General features: G+C 42.7%; 13 protein-coding genes. 9 read left to right on the top strand and 4 right to left on the bottom strand.

Features of this window, described 5'->3' with window-relative positions:
• Positions 1–262: 262 nt before the first annotated feature.
• Complete coding sequence (locus tag H6G96_RS07415; RefSeq protein WP_190910854.1) at positions 263–1,741, bottom strand: cation:proton antiporter; 1,479 nt, start codon at positions 1,739–1,741, stop codon at positions 263–265.
• A gap of 370 nt (positions 1,742–2,111) precedes the next feature.
• On the opposite strand from H6G96_RS07415, the gene H6G96_RS07410 reads away from it, so the two are divergent.
• Complete coding sequence (locus tag H6G96_RS07410; RefSeq protein WP_190910853.1) at positions 2,112–2,858, top strand: SIMPL domain-containing protein; 747 nt, start codon at positions 2,112–2,114, stop codon at positions 2,856–2,858.
• 62 nt (positions 2,859–2,920) lie between these two features.
• Here the strand turns inward: H6G96_RS07410 and H6G96_RS07405 are convergent, their stop codons facing one another.
• Positions 2,921–3,283 carry a single-stranded DNA-binding protein gene (locus H6G96_RS07405; protein WP_190910852.1) on the bottom strand — a complete coding sequence of 121 codons (363 nt, stop codon included), beginning with the start codon at positions 3,281–3,283 and terminating at the stop codon, positions 2,921–2,923.
• Between the two features lie 362 nt (positions 3,284–3,645).
• On the opposite strand from H6G96_RS07405, the gene H6G96_RS07400 reads away from it, so the two are divergent.
• The 3 genes from H6G96_RS07400 (at position 3,646) to mreD (ending at position 6,204) form a co-directional block, all read left to right on the top strand.
• Positions 3,646–4,653 carry a rod shape-determining protein gene (locus tag H6G96_RS07400; RefSeq protein WP_190910851.1) on the top strand — a complete coding sequence of 336 codons (1,008 nt, stop codon included), beginning with the start codon at positions 3,646–3,648 and terminating at the stop codon, positions 4,651–4,653.
• Positions 4,654–4,752: 99 nt separating this feature from the next.
• Positions 4,753–5,562 carry a rod shape-determining protein MreC gene (gene mreC, locus H6G96_RS07395; RefSeq protein WP_190910850.1) on the top strand — a complete coding sequence of 270 codons (810 nt, stop codon included), beginning with the start codon at positions 4,753–4,755 and terminating at the stop codon, positions 5,560–5,562.
• A gap of 24 nt (positions 5,563–5,586) precedes the next feature.
• Positions 5,587–6,204 carry a rod shape-determining protein MreD gene (mreD, locus tag H6G96_RS07390; protein ID WP_190910849.1) on the top strand — a complete coding sequence of 206 codons (618 nt, stop codon included), beginning with the start codon at positions 5,587–5,589 and terminating at the stop codon, positions 6,202–6,204.
• A 704-nt stretch (positions 6,205–6,908) separates the two neighbouring features.
• Here mreD and msrB read toward each other — a convergent pair.
• A complete protein-coding gene (gene msrB, locus H6G96_RS07385; RefSeq protein WP_190910848.1) occupies positions 6,909–7,409 on the bottom strand; it encodes a peptide-methionine (R)-S-oxide reductase MsrB in 501 nt (166 codons plus the stop codon).
• Positions 7,410–8,161: 752 nt separating this feature from the next.
• Positions 8,162–8,695, bottom strand: coding sequence for an MgtC/SapB family protein (locus H6G96_RS07380; protein ID WP_190910847.1), 534 nt, complete (start codon positions 8,693–8,695; stop codon positions 8,162–8,164).
• 379 nt (positions 8,696–9,074) lie between these two features.
• Here H6G96_RS07380 and H6G96_RS07375 point away from each other — a divergent pair, with 379 nt between their 5' ends.
• The 5 genes from H6G96_RS07375 to H6G96_RS07355 all read left to right on the top strand — a co-directional run bounded on the left by H6G96_RS07375 (position 9,075) and on the right by H6G96_RS07355 (position 18,384).
• Positions 9,075–10,412, top strand: coding sequence for an FAD-binding oxidoreductase (locus H6G96_RS07375; protein ID WP_190910846.1), 1,338 nt, complete (start codon positions 9,075–9,077; stop codon positions 10,410–10,412).
• Between the two features lie 56 nt (positions 10,413–10,468).
• Positions 10,469–11,824 (top strand): (Fe-S)-binding protein, encoded by a 1,356-nt coding sequence (locus tag H6G96_RS07370; protein WP_190910845.1) that lies wholly within the window; start codon positions 10,469–10,471, stop codon positions 11,822–11,824.
• Between the two features lie 626 nt (positions 11,825–12,450).
• Positions 12,451–13,755, top strand: coding sequence for a P-loop NTPase fold protein (locus tag H6G96_RS07365; RefSeq protein WP_190910844.1), 1,305 nt, complete (start codon positions 12,451–12,453; stop codon positions 13,753–13,755).
• 34 nt (positions 13,756–13,789) lie between these two features.
• Positions 13,790–14,320: a hypothetical protein gene (locus tag H6G96_RS07360; protein ID WP_190910843.1), complete on the top strand. Its 531-nt coding sequence runs from the start codon at positions 13,790–13,792 to the stop codon at positions 14,318–14,320.
• A gap of 83 nt (positions 14,321–14,403) precedes the next feature.
• Positions 14,404–18,384: a PD40 domain-containing protein gene (locus H6G96_RS07355; RefSeq protein WP_190910842.1), complete on the top strand. Its 3,981-nt coding sequence runs from the start codon at positions 14,404–14,406 to the stop codon at positions 18,382–18,384.
• Positions 18,385–18,448: the final 64 nt, after the last annotated feature.

The raw sequence follows: 18,448 nt of genomic DNA, 5'->3' as shown, positions 1-18,448 counted from the left end.
GGTGTTACTCCCCAATTACCTAAAAAATATTCAGATAAAGGCCAACAAGCCAAGGGAGACTAGAAATAAATAACATTCTGAATGCTGTAAAAATTAGAAACAAACGATTATTCTACAATCACACGGGACGGAAATTTGGGAAGGGAAGTTTCCACTGCACGATCACAAAATCTTCAAAGTACGGTGATAGTACTGAATTCAGAGTCCTGAGTTCTGAGCGAAAATTACTCAGAACTCAGTAAGAATTTACCGAAGACTTTGATTAGCGATCGCCAGATTCTGGGGTTACTTCCAAATTGCCACTATCATTTGATGCTGGCACTCTCGACTGAGGTGGTTCAATTAGCAACGAGGTTCCAGAGGAACCGTCTAAAATCAGTTGGTCTGAACCTGCATCCACGGTTTTTGGATCTGGAAATACAAATCGTAACAAGGGAGGAGCTAAAAAGGTTGTCAAGATAACCATCATGATAATTGCCGCCCCTAATGGTTTCGAGAGAGCGCCACTGGCTGCGCCGACACCAGCAAACACTAATCCGACTTCGCCCCTGGGAATCATCCCCACACCGATCGCTAAACGGTTGATTTCCGGTTGACCAAACACGCTTAAGCCTGTGATTACTTTACCGAGAATGGCTACTGTGATCAGGAAAGTTGCCATAATTAGACCTTCTCGATTGTCGGGAATTACTGGGTTTAATACTCCCAAATCGGTTTTTGCCCCAACAGTCACAAAGAAAATTGGCACTAACATATCGGCAATCGGACAGACTTGGCTTTGCAGTTGTTTGCGCTTATCTGTCTCTTCTAGGACTAAACCTGCCGCAAAAGCTCCCAAAATTGCTTCTAAGTGGATGACGGCGGCAAGGTATGCCATAGCAAAGGCGAAGATAAATGCTGGTATTACCAGTCCACCGCGTGTTTTGAGTTTATCAGCGATCGCCACAAAGGACTTATTGAAAACATTGCCTAGTAGGATTGCTCCCAAAATAAAACCAGTGGCGCTGATAATCAAATAGATGACTTTGCTTACATCCACCACGCCATCTTTAGCTAGGCTGGCAACTACCGCTAAAACGATGATTCCCAAAACGTCGTCTATTACGGCAGCGCCCAAAATAATCTGCCCTTCTTTAGAATTGAGTCGCCCCAACTCTGACAGCACCTTGGAAGTAATACCGATACTAGTGGCAGTCAAAGCTGCCCCTGCAAAAATTGCGGGTACAGCACCAATACCAAACAAAGTCATCAGTCCCACAGTACCAGCGGCAAAGGGTACTACTACCCCCACTACTGCGACAATGGTGGCTTGGATACCGACTGCCAATAAATCTTTTAAGTTCGACTCCAAGCCGATTTCAAACAGTAGGATGATCACACCCAATTCTGCTAAAACCGAAACCACCTCAGACTGAGCTGCAAACACCGCTGGAGTGGCTTCAGGAGTTAAACCAGCAGTGATTTGCAGGAAGGACATGATCAAAGAGTTAGAACTGTCTGTGCTGCCTTCTGGAAACACTAAAAGGTGGAAAACAGAAATGCCCACTACCACACCACCTAATAGTTCGCCTAAGACAGGAGGCAAACCCACTCGGTTTGATAACTCTCCACCAACTTTGCTGGCGAGATAAACTACTACTAAGCTTAGTAACACTGCTGCTACTACCATTGAACTGTCTGCGGCTTCCGTTGCCGTAGCCAGCAGAGGAAAAGAGAAGTTGATTGGATCTAACAAATGCATGGGTTCTCTGAAAATCCTTCTCTTTGATTTTGACGCGTTTCTGAAAAACGTCTATCTATAGTGACGTAATCCGAATTCAAAATTCAGAATTCAAAATTTAAACAGGTATACGGCGTAAACATTTTATAGATTTGGAATGGGTGGTTGATTTACGCAATTTTATATTGGTGTAATTTTTTAGTTTCAAAAAATGTAACCATTTCAGGTTTTAACTATGGCAGTGTCAAAGTAAGAACATGCAAATCGTATTTAGCGATCGCACTTAAATTGTGAAAAACTTATGGTGACTGTTGAGAGTCAACAGTCACCATAAAATTGCTATATACCTTTATTCAAAACATCTGTGGATACTTTGAGGAGTGCAAATCTTATGACTAGAGCTGCTTTACCCGGTTCTCAGTTTCCCAATGGAAAGTTGTGGAAAATACTGCCTTTAGCAATGCTTTTATGTACAACTTTTACACTACCTGCGTTGGCGCAAGAAAAAGACAAATTGTGGCGAACCCTCAGTGTCAGTGGTCGAGGAGTTGAAACAATTCCTACAACCTTGGCGCAGGTTAGTTTAGGAGTGGAGATTCAGGGGAAAACAGCCCAAGAGGTACAGCAAGAAGCCGCCCGGAGGTCATCGGCTGTAGTTGCGTTCCTCAAGAGCCAAAATGTCGAAAAATTACAAACTACTGGTATTCAGCTTAATCCAGTTTACAGCTACACCAATAATGTGCAGAGGATTACAGGCTATGGTGCCAATAACACTGTAAGTTTTAGGATTCCTACTGAGAAAGCTGGTACATTATTGGATAATGCAGTAAAAGCGGGTGCGACACAAATTAACGGTATTAGTTTTGTTGCTAATGATGAAGCGATCGCGGCTGCTCAAAAACAAGCATTAAAAGAAGCTACTCAAGATGCCCAGCAGCAAGCTGATGCGGTTTTCAGTGCCTTGGGTTTCAAATCCAAAGAAGTGGTGAGCATTCAAGTTAATAATGCCAGTGCGCCTCCACCACCGATGTTTTTAAGGGCTGAGGCTGCAAAGTTAGCCAACGCAGATGCTTCCACCCCTGTTGTTGGGGGTGAACAGCAAGTAGAAGCATCCGTGACACTGCAAATTAGTTATTAGTCATTAGTCCTTTGTCATTTGTGAGGGCAAAGGACTATCAATGTCCAATACCTAATGCCCAATTAAAAATGTTCTGAAGACATATCTGCTACACCGCTCTCTCCATCGCGCTTAGAGCCTAATAAATCTAGTTGGTCTACTCTAATAATTGGTGTAGAACGGTTTGCTCCTGTTTGGCGATCGCTCCATGAGTCAAACTTTAAGGAACCTTTTATACCAATTAGGCTTCCCTTACGCACGTAATTACCTGCTACCTCGGCCGTCTTATCCCATAATTCTAGAGTGAACCAGTCAGGTTCATCGCTGTTGCGCGATCGCCTTTTTACAGCTAGTGTCAATCTACACTTAACACTACCAGACTCAAAATATTTTATATCAGGGTCGCTACCTACACGACCCACAAGGGTGACAATATTGATACTCATATGGGTTACCTCTTAGTACAAGCGTACTTACAAATGCCGACTTTCATCATAGCGAATTGTGAAACACTTGAAAATAATGTATTAAACAGTTAACAATATAGTTGACTTGAAAAATTATACATACTACTTGGAGAAACACATAAAATTATACGGATATACTAAGTTAACCAGAGAATATCAAAACATACACACCTGAGACATAGTAAATATTCCTGGGAATCATATAAATATATAGTCTAGTTTACTCAACTCAGGATACAAACATAATCAAATCAAATCTTACCGTTGTAGTCAAAAAGTATCGCACATAGGGGGCTTAGAAACGCGTGGGTATTTTTAGGAACTTTCGCACATCATGGGATATGGGTATCGACCTCGGTACTGCTAACACCCTCGTTTATGTATCTGGTAAAGGTATTGTATTGCAAGAGCCTTCTGTAGTTGCTATCGATGTCAACGAAAAGGTAGCACTAGCAGTAGGAGAAGAAGCCAAAAAAATGCTCGGTCGTACACCTGGAAATGTGATTGCCCTCCGCCCTTTGCGTGATGGTGTAATCGCTGATTTCGATATAGCCGAGCTGATGCTCAAAAGCTTTATTCAGCGTGTAAATGAAGGTAAATCTTTAATTTTACCCCGAATTGTCATTGGTATTCCTAGTGGTGTCACAGGAGTAGAAAGGCGAGCTGTGATGGATGCGGCTCACCAAGCAGGAGCAAGAAAAGTGTATTTAATCGATGAACCTGTAGCCGCGGCAATTGGCGCAGGACTACCTGTTGCCGAACCCACTGGCAACATGATCATCGATATTGGTGGTGGCACAACAGAAGTTGCAGTACTGAGTCTTCAAGGTACAGTAATCAGCGAATCAGTACGCATTGCTGGAGATGAGCTGACTGAATCTATCATTCAGTATATTAAGAAAGTTCATAACTTAGTCATTGGTGAACGTACTGCCGAGGACATCAAGATTCGGATTGGTTCTGCCTATCCTACTAATGATGATAATGATGCCATGATGGAAATCCGAGGCTTACACTTGCTTTCTGGTCTACCACGAACTGTAACAATCAAAGGCCCAGAAATCCGTGAAAGTATGTTGGAACCGCTATCAGTAATTATAGAAGCCGTGAAGCGAACACTGGAACGTACACCTCCAGAACTAGCAGCAGACATTATTGACAGAGGTATTATGTTAGCTGGTGGTGGTGCTTTACTCAAAGGCATAGATACCCTCATTAGCCATGAAACGGGGATTGTGACCCACATTGCTGCCGATCCTCTTTCCTGTGTTGTGTTGGGAACAGGTCGTGTGTTAGAAAACTTCAAACAGTTAGAACGAGTTGTCACCGAAAGCTCTCGCAATATGTAGCAAAAAAATATCAGACTTGAGTTCTATTTGAGTTCTATTTGGGTTCTATATAAAGAGAGTCCAAGTAGAACTTAATTATGTAAGTGCATAAAGGTATATATGGTTACAATACGGCGTTGGTGGGATCATAAAGGGTTACAAATTGGGTTGTTAGCTTTAGTAGTTAGTAGTGCTTGGGTATTGCGACAAACTCAAGGTGAATTGGTGCTTGAGACATACCAAGCAATTACCCGTCCGTTAGAGATGTTGCAGTCAGGGCCAACTCGAGAAGAACGTCTCAGAGATGCCCGGATATTGGAATTGCAAACCCGTATAGTAGATTTGGAAAGTCAAAAAACAAAGCTACAAGATTTATTAGGCTATGTAGAAAAAGAGCCGTTGGCATCACGGCCAATTCCAGCGCGGGTGATAGGACGTAGTGCTGATCAGTGGTGGCAACAGGTTACCTTAAATCGCGGTACGAATGCAGGGATTCAGGAAGGCTTTATAGTCAAGGCAGATGGCGGATTGGTGGGTCTAGTGGAGAGTGTAACTCCCAATACTAGCCGCGTGTTGTTAATCAGTGATCTCAAAAGTCAAGTGGGTGTATCCGTTAGCCGCACAGCAGCTAAAGGTGTTTTGCGAGGAGATTCTTCTGCCGAAGCTGTGCTGGAGTTTTATGAAAAAGTCCCAAATGTCAAAGTAGGAGATTTAGTTTCCACATCTACTTATAGTCAGAAATATCCATCTGGCTTGGCAGTAGGACGCATAAAGTCACTGGATTTAAAGAAACTCCCCGCATCAGTGGCGAAAATTGAGCTTTTTCCACCAATCCGCTCTCTCGATTGGGTAGCTGTTTATCCAAAGCTAGAAAACCAAGAGTTGGAAACCCAAAAGTCGGCAAATCAAGTGCCGCAAAAGTCTAAGTAAATTCTTCAAAAAATCTATAGAAAAATGAAGATTCCTGCATTTAGTCACAGCAGGCAGAAAAAGCCAAAATCGTCAGAACGAAAATCGAAATTCCAAATCCAGCCACTTTCTCGTTGGCATCCTGGTGTACGTCAGTTACTGGGTTGGATGGTGACGGCTAGTTCTGTACTGTTATGTTTACTGTTATTACCAACTCGCCTGCCAGGTATGGAATTATTGGGAATTGGCCCTAACTGGCTATTAATTTGGGTGGTAGCTTGGAGTGTGAAACGCACAGTTTTTGCTGGCGCATTGGCAGGTATAGTTCTGGGGCTACTTCAAGATTCAATGACATCACCTAACCCTACTCATGCTCTCAGTTTAGGTATAGTGGGAATTTTAACTAGTCTGCTCCAAAAACAGCGTTTTATCGAAGAAGATTTTATTTCGATCGCTGTAATTGTCTTTGTTATGGCAGTTCTAGCAGAAACCATCTTTGGGTTGCAATTAACTTTGATAGGGGATGAGCGCAAGTTCACAGATATTTGGACATATTATCAACGTGTTGCCCTAGCCTCTGCCATTCTTAGTAGTCTGTGGGCACCTGTAGTCTATTATCCCCTAAATCGTTGGTGGCAGAGGATGAAGTTGTTGGAGCAATAGTATAGGGAGTTAGGAATTCAAAACGGGATGGGTTACAGGTGATACGAAACCTATGTAAGCCTGCATAGAATAATTCCTTTGTCTAGGATGGAGTTTCAAGTCTTTTATTCTGTGCATCTTCATAGACAATTGTTACGACACTAAAGAAAATTATCCTTTGCACCCTGTAACCTAAGTCTTTATGGAATTTGGGCAAGCTCTGGCGATATAGATTCAAGCTACATTAAATCAAACAACACCGTATCATGATAGTTAGTAACATTTATGTCTGATAGTTTCTTTTTTGCGTTAAAAGAATATCAGGTAAGTCATCTCTTGATTTACTAATGGCAGAATGTGGAAATTTTCACTAACTTAATTGGAGAACCCTGATGTCGAAGGAAAGAAAAAGTAATAAAGAAGTTAAAAAACCTAAAAAAGATCCCAAAGACAAAAAGGATAAAAACGACCCAAAGAAATAGGACAATTTAAGTAGATAGCTCTAGCGAAGGCCAAGAGTTGCATTTACTTGATATTGAAAATAGTTCGTCCGGTAGCATTGAGTAGGAAAAGTTATTCTCAAACTTTACTCACCCTTGGTCAAGCCTCAAAATCTGAAAATTTAGAGGATTTCAGTTACCTACACCGTATTGCATACAATCGGTGTAGGAATGTGGCGTTAATGAATGCGATGTCTACGATGAGCTATTTATTAGGCTACTAAATTAGGCAGGAGTAAACTTCAACGAAACCCCGTTCATGCAATAGCGCTTGCCAGTGGGTGCAGGACCATCATCAAAAACATGACCAAGATGACCACCACAACGACTACAATGCACTTCAGTTCTGGTCATAAACAACGACCTATCTACAGTAGTAGCGATCGCACCTTCAATTGGGTTAAAAAAGCTAGGCCAGCCAGTACCACTGTTAAATTTGGTATCAGAGGTAAACAGTGGCTGTTCACACGCAGCACAATAATAAGTACCATTGTCGTATTCCTTATCCAATGGGCTGGTATGAGGGCGTTCAGTCCCGTGTTTACGTAATACACGAAACTGTTCTGGTGTTAAAATGGTGCGCCATTCTTCTTCAGGTTTAGTAATTTCAAATCCACTCTTAGAAGTTGTCATGGCTTCTGACTCCTGATTGTTGTAAATATACCTTGATAACAATGCTGTGCCGACTATTACTGCACTAGCTTGTAAAAAATATCGTTTGTCCATTTATCTATTATTTTCTATTTTCCGATTAACTGGACAATCAACTCCAGTACGGGATTCCCTACATTGATGATCAAAGACGCAGGGGAGTAAGGGTTTTAGAACAACTAAATTTATTTATTGGGTTCTCTCCCTTGCTTCTAGCAATAACTGCTCCCTTTGCTCTTAGTTGACTATAGCGGTTCTTAGTTGAGTGCGGTACAGACCTAATCCCCAACCCTTCCCTGCATTCGCGCAGCGTCTCGTTGGCGTTCGCGTTCGCGTCTCTGAAAGAGAAGCCTCTCGTAGAGAAGAGAGGGAATAGAAGTAAGATTCAAAGCCTCTCTCCTAAAAAGAGCTACGGTATACACACATCTTTTTGCTGGGTGCAAAATGTGTATTGATCCCCCTAAATCCCCCTTTTTAAAGGGGACTTTCAGAGCTTTTTGCCTCCCAATTTATCGGGGGGTTGGGGGGATCAAAAGCCAGTGGTGCAACTTTAGAAGACTTATGTGTACACCGTAGCCTAAAAAGAGAGAGGAATGGAAGTAAGTCAAAATCTACTGCACCCCAGCATAACTGCTATATAATCAGCGATGTTTGAACGACAAGCCGCTGACGCTCCTTCTCTGCGAGACGCTACGCGAACGTCGCTACCGCTTCGCTAATGCATCTACGCTCTGAATTAGCCCTGAGCAGGTGATTAAAGTTAGCTAAGAAACTAAAAATTATCTTGAATTGATTTTGAAAAGTACACCTAAAATGTGTACCGACGGTCAATCATCATCTTCATCAGAGATGGTTTTTGAATTCTGAGTCGTCCCTTGTTTACCCTGACTCGTCAGAAATACAAATGCGCCATTGAGCCGCTTTACCCCACTGAGGGTAATCAGGGTCAGCAACCCTCCTAATAATCCCATTTGCCACAGACCACAACCGATCGCAGCCCCCAAACCGGCCGCAGTCCAGATACAGGCGGCTGTAGTTAAATTTTTTACCTTTGGTGCCGCAGATTTTCTAGAGGATTCATGTAAAATCAATCCGGCTCCGAGAAATCCTATCCCGGTAGCTACACCTTGAATTGTACGACTCAGTGCATTGGCGGCATCATCGGGACTCTCACCCTCAGCCTGCAAAGGAATCATCACGAATATTGCTGCCCCCATACTTACGAGCATAAATGTTCTCATTCCTGCTGGTCTACCCCCTTGCTGACGATTAAATCCAATCAAGCAACCAACCAGGAGCGCCAAAGACAATCGAAACGCTATATGTGGCCAATCGTTGGCATTAATAAACATTGGCCCCATTGCTTTATTTCTCCTACAGACAGAACGGAACTTTGCACCTATGCCTAGCGGGCTGAATGGCTAGTTTGTAGCTGATAACCTAAGTACAGTAAACAAATACGTTTAGCTTACATTAAGATTAATTTAACAAAAGGTTAGAGACAAGTAAACTAATATACGCAAACCTGCCATTGTTGTATTCCCCCTAGAGACAGAAGGAAACGGGCAGGGGAAGACAAGAAATCCCGTGCGTTGAAAATATGAACAATGTTAATCCACCACGCTATCGTTGGCTCTAAGGGGAGTAGGGACGCAAAGCTCCACCCCTTAAAATAACCTCAGCGCTTTTTTGGTCAGGTTAGCCAGTAAATTAGATGTAGGGCGTAAAAAAATAAACTCAATGAAAGCGATGTCTAACGACAGGCCGCAAGGCGTCTGCGCTTCTGATTTTGCATCTATCGTCGGTGAAGAAAATGCTGTTTGCCTTTGGGAAAATATAGAAATAGGGCAGCAAAAACTTATCCAACAAGCTATAGCTTCTGGAAATTCTCCCAGTTGTATCGTTTATCCCCGCACCCAACAACAGCTAGCCGCAGTCATCGCTACAGCTCACACTAACAACTGGCGCATCCTTCCCTGTGGTAGTGGCAGTAAACTTAGCTGGGGCGGTTTAGCTAAGGGCGTTAATGTCGTAGTTAGTACAGAACGCATCAACCAACTGATTGAACACGCTGTTGGGGATTTGACTGTCACAGTAGAACCTGGGATGAAGTTCTCTGATTTGCAAGCACTCTTAGCAAAGTCGCGGCAATTTCTTGCCCTTGACCCTACAGCACCAGAGTCAGCAACCATTGGCGGTATTGTTGCCACAGGCGATACAGGTTCTCTGCGACAACGTTATGGTAGTGTGCGCGACCAGTTACTAGGTATTACCTTTGTGCGTGCTGATGGGCAAATCGCTAAAGCTGGGGGAAGAGTAGTTAAAAATGTTGCCGGATATGACTTGATGAAGTTGCTTACTGGGTCTTATGGTACGTTAGGCTTTATTAGTCAACTAACTTTTCGCGTATATCCGCTACCAGAGGCATCGGGGACGGTAGTACTAACCGGCAGTGCAGAGGCTGTATCCCGAGCGGCTGATATTCTTCGAGGTTCGGCATTAACACCAGTTCAGGCTGATTTGCTATCAACTAAATTGGTGTCCAGCTTAGGTTTGGGTGAAGGACTGGGATTAATTGCCCGCTTTCAAAGTATTAGTGAGAGTGTTAAGGAACAGTCAAACCGAGTTTTGGGAGTAGGGCAAAAGTTAGGTTTAAACGGGGCAATTTTTGCAGATGGTGATGAGGCTAATCTATGGCAAAGATTGCAAGAACGAATACATACTACTCCCACAGAATCTGTAATTACTTGCAAAATAGGAGTGTTACCTACTGCTGCTGTGGAAATTTTGACTCAGGTGGAGTTGGGTTTAATTCATATAAGTAGTGGTTTGGGTTTGTTACAATTAGAGGATAAAAATCAAGTTTTGAAAGTGCGCGATGAGCTACGCTCCGCTGGAAGCGACCGCACTCAAGCAAGTAGTGGTTTTTTAACAATTCTGGAAGCACCAGTGGCGGTTAAAGAACAAATAGATGTTTGGGGTTATACTGGCAATGCTTTGCCCTTGATGCGCCGTATTAAGGAACAATTTGATAGTAAAAATATTTTAAGTCCTGGGCGGTTTGTGGGTGGGATTTAGTTTTAACAAACCGCGTAGACGCAAAGGACGCAAAGGAAGAGGGGAAAGAGAGAAAAATGCAAGTTTCAGATAATTCTGTTAATAATACGGCTAGTTTAAAGAATTTGAAGGGGTTTGATGAGAGTCATCCGCCTGAGCCAAAGTTGATTGATAGTTGTGTCCATTGTGGGTTTTGTCTCTCGACTTGTCCCAGTTATCGGGTGCTTGGCAAAGAGATGGATTCACCTAGAGGACGCATCTATTTAATGGATGCAATTAATGAGGGTGAGATTGCTCTAAATACGGCAACTGTAGAACATTTTGATTCTTGTTTGGGATGTCTTGCTTGTGTGAGTACTTGTCCTTCTGGTGTGCAGTATGACAAGTTAATTTCTGCAACCCGCCACCAAGTTGAACGAAATTATCCCCGCAGTTTGCCAGACCAATTTTTTCGTCAACTAATATTTTCTCTGTTTCCCTATCCCAATCTTTTACGGGTTTTATTAGTTCCGTTATTGGTTTATCAAAAGTTAGGTTTTGCTAAATTCTTTCGCGCTACGGGTTTACTCAATAAAATCTCCCCCCGTTTGGCAGCAATGGAATCAATTCTACCAGAAATTACTCTCAAATCTTTTCAGGATAATTTGCCTACTGTTATTCGCGCCCAAGGTGAAAAGCGCTACCGAGTTGGGGTAATTTTGGGTTGCGTGCAACGACTATTTTTCTCTCCCGTGAATGAAGCAACGGTGCGGGTTTTAACAGCGAATGGTTGTGAAGTGGTGATTCCCAAATCTCAAGGTTGTTGTGCAGCGCTTCCTGAACACCAAGGACAAACAGAACAGGCGAAAGCTTTAGCAAGGCAGATGATTGATAGTTTTGCCAAGACGGATGTAGATTTTGTAATTATCAATGCTGCTGGTTGCGGTCATACTTTAAAAGAATACGGTCACATTTTAGAAGATGACCCAGAATATCGGGAAAAGGCAAGGGATTTTGCCGCTAAAGTTAAAGATGCTCAAGAGTTTTTGGCAACTGTTGGGTTTACAGCAAAACTTTCGCCACTGACTGATAAACCTTTGAATTTAGTTTATCAAGATGCTTGTCATTTATTACATGGACAAAAGATTAGTGTGCAACCGCGTCAGATATTGCGGCAAATTCCAGGGGTGAAATTGAGAGAACCAGTAGACGCGGCTTTATGTTGTGGTAGTGCTGGGGTTTATAATATGCTCCAACCAGAAGTTTCTGAAGAATTGGGTCAGCAAAAAGTGCAGAATTTGTTGAATACTGGTGCTGAGTTAATTGCTTCTGCTAATCCGGGGTGTACTTTGCAAATTACTAAGCATTTGCAGTTGCAAGGTAAGAAAATTTCAGTTATTCACCCGATGGAGTTGTTAGATTATTCGATTCGGGGTGAGAAGTTGGAATTGTAATTGTAGACATCTGCTTATTACGTTATAGTTTTTTTTAATGTCATAGCCACCTCTCTAAGAGTGGCGAGGTGGTTGGGGTGGGGTTCTTGTACCTCCAACTCAACCTATATGCATTTCTGACTTTTCATGGCATCTGGAAAACCTCTCTCTAAATCTCTCTTTTAAAAGGCTACGGTGTACACACAAGTCTGAAATAGCTGATTAACCAAGGTTTTACCCCACCCTAACCCTCCCCTTATAAAGGGGAGGGAACCGAACCGGAAATATCATTTCCCCCCTTATAAAGGGGGGATTAAGGGGGGTAATACGACTTGTGTGTACACCGCAGCCTTTTAGGAGAGAGACTTTGAATTTCCCCTTCGCGCATCGGCAAAGGGGTTAGGTTTTTCGTGGACTTTTCCACATAACGTGAAAAGTCAGATATGCATTTCCTTCTGTCATCTGTTGGTAAAGCTAGAAAACCACAGACAGAGTAGCATAGTTATGCTATGTTTACTGCTTGGATATTTTTTATTGGAAGTCCTTAATTAGCCGCTTTGAAGAAGTTTTTTCCGAAATAGCGGTTTTGCCGTCTGTATAACCACTGAGATGGGCAAGAGTGTCAGGCTAATTTCAGGTGATTTGTAATGAAACTGGATTTAACAAGGTTTTTTAAAGCTTGCAACCCTAGCAAGACTTTAGTTGTAAGCAAACCAGAGGATAAACAATATTATATTGATTTCTCTAAAGTGCGTGGTGCCAAAATTATTGAGGAACTTGGGCGAACTATTACCCGCCTTTCACCTGAAGAACCTACCTGTCAATTATTTACCGGACATATAGGCTGTGGCAAATCTACTGAGTTACTACGGCTAAAGGCAGAGTTAGAGCAGCAGGGATTTCATGTGGTTTATTTTGAGTCTAGCCAAAGCCTAGATATGGCTGATATTGATGTTACAGATATTTTATTGGCAGTAGCTCGTGAGGTGAGTCAAAGCCTGGAAGCAATAAAAATTAATCTCAAACCAGGATACTTTAAAAATCTGTTTACGGAAATTTCTGAGTTTTTGCAAACGCCTTTAGATATTGGGGTAGAGGCTGAATTATCTGTAGGTATTGCCAAGATTACTGCCAAAACTAAAGATAGTCCCAAACTTCGCGGTCAGTTGCGACAATATTTAGAACCGCGCACCAATGGCATTTTAGAATCAATCAACAAAGAATTGCTCAAGCCTGCGAGAGAAAAACTCAAGCAGGAAGGTAAAAAAGGACTGGTGGTAATTATAGATAATCTCGACAGAGTGGATAATTCTTTGAAGCCTTCGGGTTATTACCAGCCAGAATATCTCTTTGTAGAACGCGGTGAACAGTTAAATCAGCTAAATTGTCATGTTGTTTATACCATTCCGTTAGTGTTGATTTTTTCCAACGCTTTAGGTAGGTTAACAAATCGCTTTGGCGTAGACCCCAAGGTTTTGCCGATGGTTCCTGTGCAGTTACAAGATAGTTCACAATTCTCACAAGGAATCACGCTACTGCAACAGATGGTTATGGCGAGGGCTTTTCCTGGTGTTAGTTGGGAACAAAGTCGAAATTTAATTACTGAGGTTTTTGATAGTCCTGATACTTTAGAGAGACTTTGCCGAGTTAGCGGCGGTCATTTGCGTAATTTGCTAATGTTATTATTTCGCTGTCTTCAGCAAGAAGACCCACCTCTGTCGCGGGAGTGTGTAAATAGGGTGATTAAACAACGCCGCAATGAGCTAAGTTTGGCAATTACGCCCGATGAATGGGAATTACTGCGTGAGGTAGCGCAAGACAAAAACTTAAGGGGTCATGAAAGATACGAACTTTTGCTCCGCAGTATGTTTGTATTTGAATACCGGAATCAGGATGGTTCTTGGTTTGATATCAATCCAATTTTGGCTGAGGCCAAGGAATTTAGGTTATGAATTGAGTATTTTGTGAAATGCTATAACGTTAAGCATGTCAGTCTTCATGGGAGCGGTCTCAGTCTTCACGGGAGTGGTCTCTGTCGTGATGGGAGCGGTCTCAGTCTTCACGGTAGCGGTCTCTGTCGTGATGGGAGTGGTCTCTGTCTTCGCGGTAGCGGTCTCTGTCGTGATGGGAGTGGTCTCTGTCTTCGCGGTAGCGGTCTCTGTCGTGATGGGAGTGGTCTCAGTCTTCATGGGAGCGGTCTTTGTCGTGATGGGAGTGGTCTCAGTCTTCATGGGAGTGGTCTTTGTCTTCATGGGAGCGGTTTTTGTCTTCGCGGGAGCGGTCTTTGTCTTCATGCTACGGTGTACACACAAGTCTTCTAGAGTTGCACCACAGGCTTTGATCCCCCCAACCCCCCTTAAAAAGGGGGGCAAAAAGCTCTCAAAGTCCCCCAATTTATCGGGGGATTTAGGGGGATCGATACACATTTTGCACCCAGCAAAAAGATGTGTGTACACCGTAGCTGTCTTCATGGGAGCGATATCAGTTGTAATTTTCACAACTACAGCCTACAACTAACAAAAATCATCCTTCTGCCGACTGCCCCCTACTTGCATGATGTAATTATACAAACAGTTAATATAAGGTAAATTATCTATGTTATGAGTAATCAGCAAGAGCCAGAAAATTTACCCTTTGACAATGAGCATTCATTGCAAACTCTGGTGCGAACAATTACTTTTTCTCAAGGAGAATTTTCGCTGATTTTGCTGCGCTGTAATTATACTGCTTTACGTCAGCGTATGGTGGAACGTCTGCACCAATTATCTCCTATACATATTAGCGAAATTATTTTACCTGCATCAGTTAAAACGCTTTACACAAATATACGCGAACAAATTGGAGATGAACAGCCACCTGCATTGATGGTTTTTGGTTTGGAGTTGGTTAAAGATGTTGAGACAGTTCTAGCTTCGGCTAACCAAGTACGGGAGGAGTTTAAAAAGAATTTTCCGTTTCCGATATTGTTGTGGGTTAATGATTCAGTTCTGCAAAAGTTTATTCGATTGGCAACTGATTTAGAGAATTGGGCAACTATTATTGAGTTTGAAAACCCTACTGATGATTTAGTAAACCTTCTCCAGCAAAAAACTGATGAAATTTTTGCTGATGAGGTAGCGCCTAATCCCCAAATGTGTTGGGAACTAGAAACCGCTCGTAAAGATTTGCAAAATCGAGGAGAAGTATTAGAACCAGCGCTTCAAGCAAGTTTAAAGTTTGTGCTTGGTTTAAATAATTATCTACATGACCAGATAGATTCTGCTTTGGCAGATTATCAAGAAAGTTTGAGGTTTTGGCAGCAAAATAACTATTTAGAACGACAAGGTATATTATTTGTTAATATTGCTTTGGTGTATAACCGCCAAGCTGAAAAAAATCAGACAGAAAATCAACGCTATTGGCATGAGTCTAAAAATTACCTTCAGCAAGCTATTGAGATTTTTGAACTAGCGCAACGTTCAGATTTAGTAGCAAAACATATTACTAAACTGGGTGAAGTTCTGCGACATCTGCAAGCATGGACAGAGTTGCAAAGCCTTGTTGAGAAATCTCTGCCGCTACATCAGAATTATGGCACATCGTTGCAATTGGCTAAAGATTATGGTTTTTTGGCAGAGGTAGCTTTAGAGCAGTCACGCTGGGATGAAGCTAATCAACTCGCGGGGCAAACATTACAAATATTAGCTGATATTCCTAATATTAAATCAGACGAATTTGGATTATATCGGTTTATTTTAGCTAAGTCGCAGCAGGCTTTAGGTCAAGTTAAAGCAGCAATTACTAATTTAGAAACGGCAAAAAAAGAAAGTAATCATCACTACAACCCATATTTATATATATCCATATTAGAGAGGTTACGCTCACTCTACTTTGGGGAAGGTGAATATCTCAAAGCTTTTTATATTAAGCAAGAACAACTACAAATTGAACAGCAGTATGGTTTTCGCGCCTTTGTTGGTGCATCTTATCTTAACCCGCAACGACAGGCAATTCATTCTGCACAGTCGCAAGTCGAAAACCCGGAAACAATTGCTCAAGAAATTGCCGCTTCTGGACGGGGACAAGATGTGAAGCGGTTGCGAGAAAGAATTGGCGGGACTGAGCATAAATTGACTGTAATTCATGGTCAGTCAGGAGTAGGGAAAAGTTCAATTTTGCAGGGTGGTTTAATTCCGGCGCTGCAACAAGAAGCAATTGGTGAGCGAGATGCTTTACCTATTTTGTTGCGAGTTTATACAGATTGGGTAGGGATGTTGGGGCAGTGTTTATCTAAGGCTTTTGAGGAAGTCAGAGGTAAAGAATTATTTGCTAATCTTGATTCTTCAGCAGCTATTTTAGAACAATTACGGAGAAATGCTGACCGGAATTTGTTGACGGTTTTAATGTTTGACCAGTTTGAAGAGTTTTTCTTTGTTTATTCAGACCAAGGTCAACGACGAACATTTTATGATTTTTTGCGAGTTTGTCTAGATATTCCTTTTGTCAAGGTAATTCTGTCTTTGCGGGAAGATTATTTACATTATTTATTAGAGTTAGAACGTCTGTTTAATTTAACTGCAATTAATAATAATATTCTCGATAAAAATATTCGTTATTACTTGGGTAACTTTTCGCCAGCCGATGCGAAGGCTGTGGTGCAGAGTTTAACAGAACGTTCTCAATTTTATCTTGAGCCTGCATTGATTGATGAATTAGTGCGAGATTTAGCAGGTGATTTGGGTGAGGTACGCCCGATTGAGCTACAAATTGTGGGAACGCAACTGCAAACTGAGAAAATTATAAGTTTAGATAGTTATCGTCAGTTTGGTACAAAAGAAAAACTGGTTGAGCGATTTTTAGAAGAAGTCATCCATGATTGTGGCGCGGAGAATGAACAAGTTGCGCGACTGGTTTTATATTTACTTACAGATGAAAATGGTACTCGTCCCCTAAAGACTCGTGCTGAGTTAGCCGCAGATTTGGTAGCAGAAGCCGATAAACTCGATTTGGTGTTAGAGATTTTTGTGGCATCAAGGTTAGTATTGCTGTTACCAGAATCTCCGGCTGACCGTTATCAACTGGTGCATGATTACCTTGTGTCGTTCATTCGTCAGCAACAGGGTAATGAAATATTAGCAGAACTTGCTAGAGAGCGAGAACAACGCTTGCAAGCAGAGGAAAAAATTAAAACGGTAAGGGAAGAAATTAAAACTGTTGAGGTAAAATTACAACAAGTCCAAACCACTCTTGAACAAGCGGAAGCAAAACTTGCACAAGCACAGAAAGCAACAGAAGAAGCAGAAGCAGCACGTGAAGAAGCACAAAAGGGAACGGAATTAGAACGGGCAGGTGTCAATGCTTTAAAACAATTTGAGTATACCGAGTTAGAATCGCTGGTGGCAGTAGTGCGGAGTGGTAAAGAGTTAAAAACTTTAGTAAAACATGGTCGCCCTTTAGAAAAATATCCAGCTGTTAGCCCTATTTTTGCTTTGGATACTATTCTCAATAAAATTAAAGAACGTAACCAGTTCCAAGGGCATCAAGGCATAGTCTGGGGTGTGAGTTTCAGCCCGGACGGCAAAACCATCGCCACAGCATCATCTGACAAGACAGCGCGGTTGTGGACGCTCAACGGGCAACTGCTACAAGAATTCAAAGGGCATCAAGGCAGAGTCTATAGTGTGAGTTTCAGCCCGGACGGCAAAACCATCGCCACGGCATCATCTGACAAGACAGCGCGGTTGTGGACGCTCAACGGGCAACTGCTACAAGAATTCAAAGGGCATCAAGGCAGAGTCTATAGTGTGAGTTTCAGCCTGGATGGCAAAACCATCGCCACGGCATCATCTGACAAGACAGCGCGGTTGTGGACGCTCAACGGGCAACTGCTACAAGAATTTAAAGGGCATCAAGGCATAGTCTGGAGTGTGAGTTTCAGCCCGGACGGCAAAACCATCGCCACGGCATCAGATGACAAGACAGCGCGGTTGTGGACGCTCAACGGGCAACTGCTACAAGAATTCAAAGGGCATCAAGGCGAAATCAACAGTGTGAGTTTCAGCCCGGACGGCAAAACCATCGCCACGGCATCATCTGACAAGACAGCGCAGTTGTGGACGCTCAACGGGCAACTGCTACAAGAATTCAAAGGGCATCAAGGCGAAATCAACAGTGTGAGTTTCAGCCCGGACGGCAAAACCATCGCCACGGCATCACAAGACGGGACAGCGCGGTTGTGGACGCTCAACGGGCAACTGCTACAAGAATTTAAAGGGCATCAAGGCATAGTCTATAGTGTGAGTTTCAGCTCGGACGGCAAAACCATCGCCACGGCATCACAAGACGGGACAGCGCGGTTGTGGACGCTCAACGGGCAACTGCTACAAGAATTCAAAGGGCATCAAGGCATAGTCTGGGGTGTGAGTTTCAGCCCGGACGGCAAAACCATCGCCACGGCATCACAAGACGGGACAGCGCGGTTGTGGCCTGTGGATAATTTAGACCGATTGTTGGTGCGGGGTTGCAATTGGCTGCATGATTATTTGCAGAATAACCCGAATTTGAGTGAGAGCGACAAGCGTCTCTGTGATGATATTAAGTAATTCGTAATTCGTAATTTTTAATTCACAATACTCGCCTCCAGCAAGAAGCAAGCTACGCGTTAAT

Origin of the sequence: Nostoc sp. FACHB-892 (assembly GCF_014698795.1) — a bacterium.
In the GTDB taxonomy this organism is placed as follows: Bacteria; Cyanobacteriota; Cyanobacteriia; order Cyanobacteriales; family Nostocaceae; genus Nostoc.
Note: the sequence above shows the minus strand (reverse complement) of the source record. Positions and strands in the feature narration are given on the sequence as shown.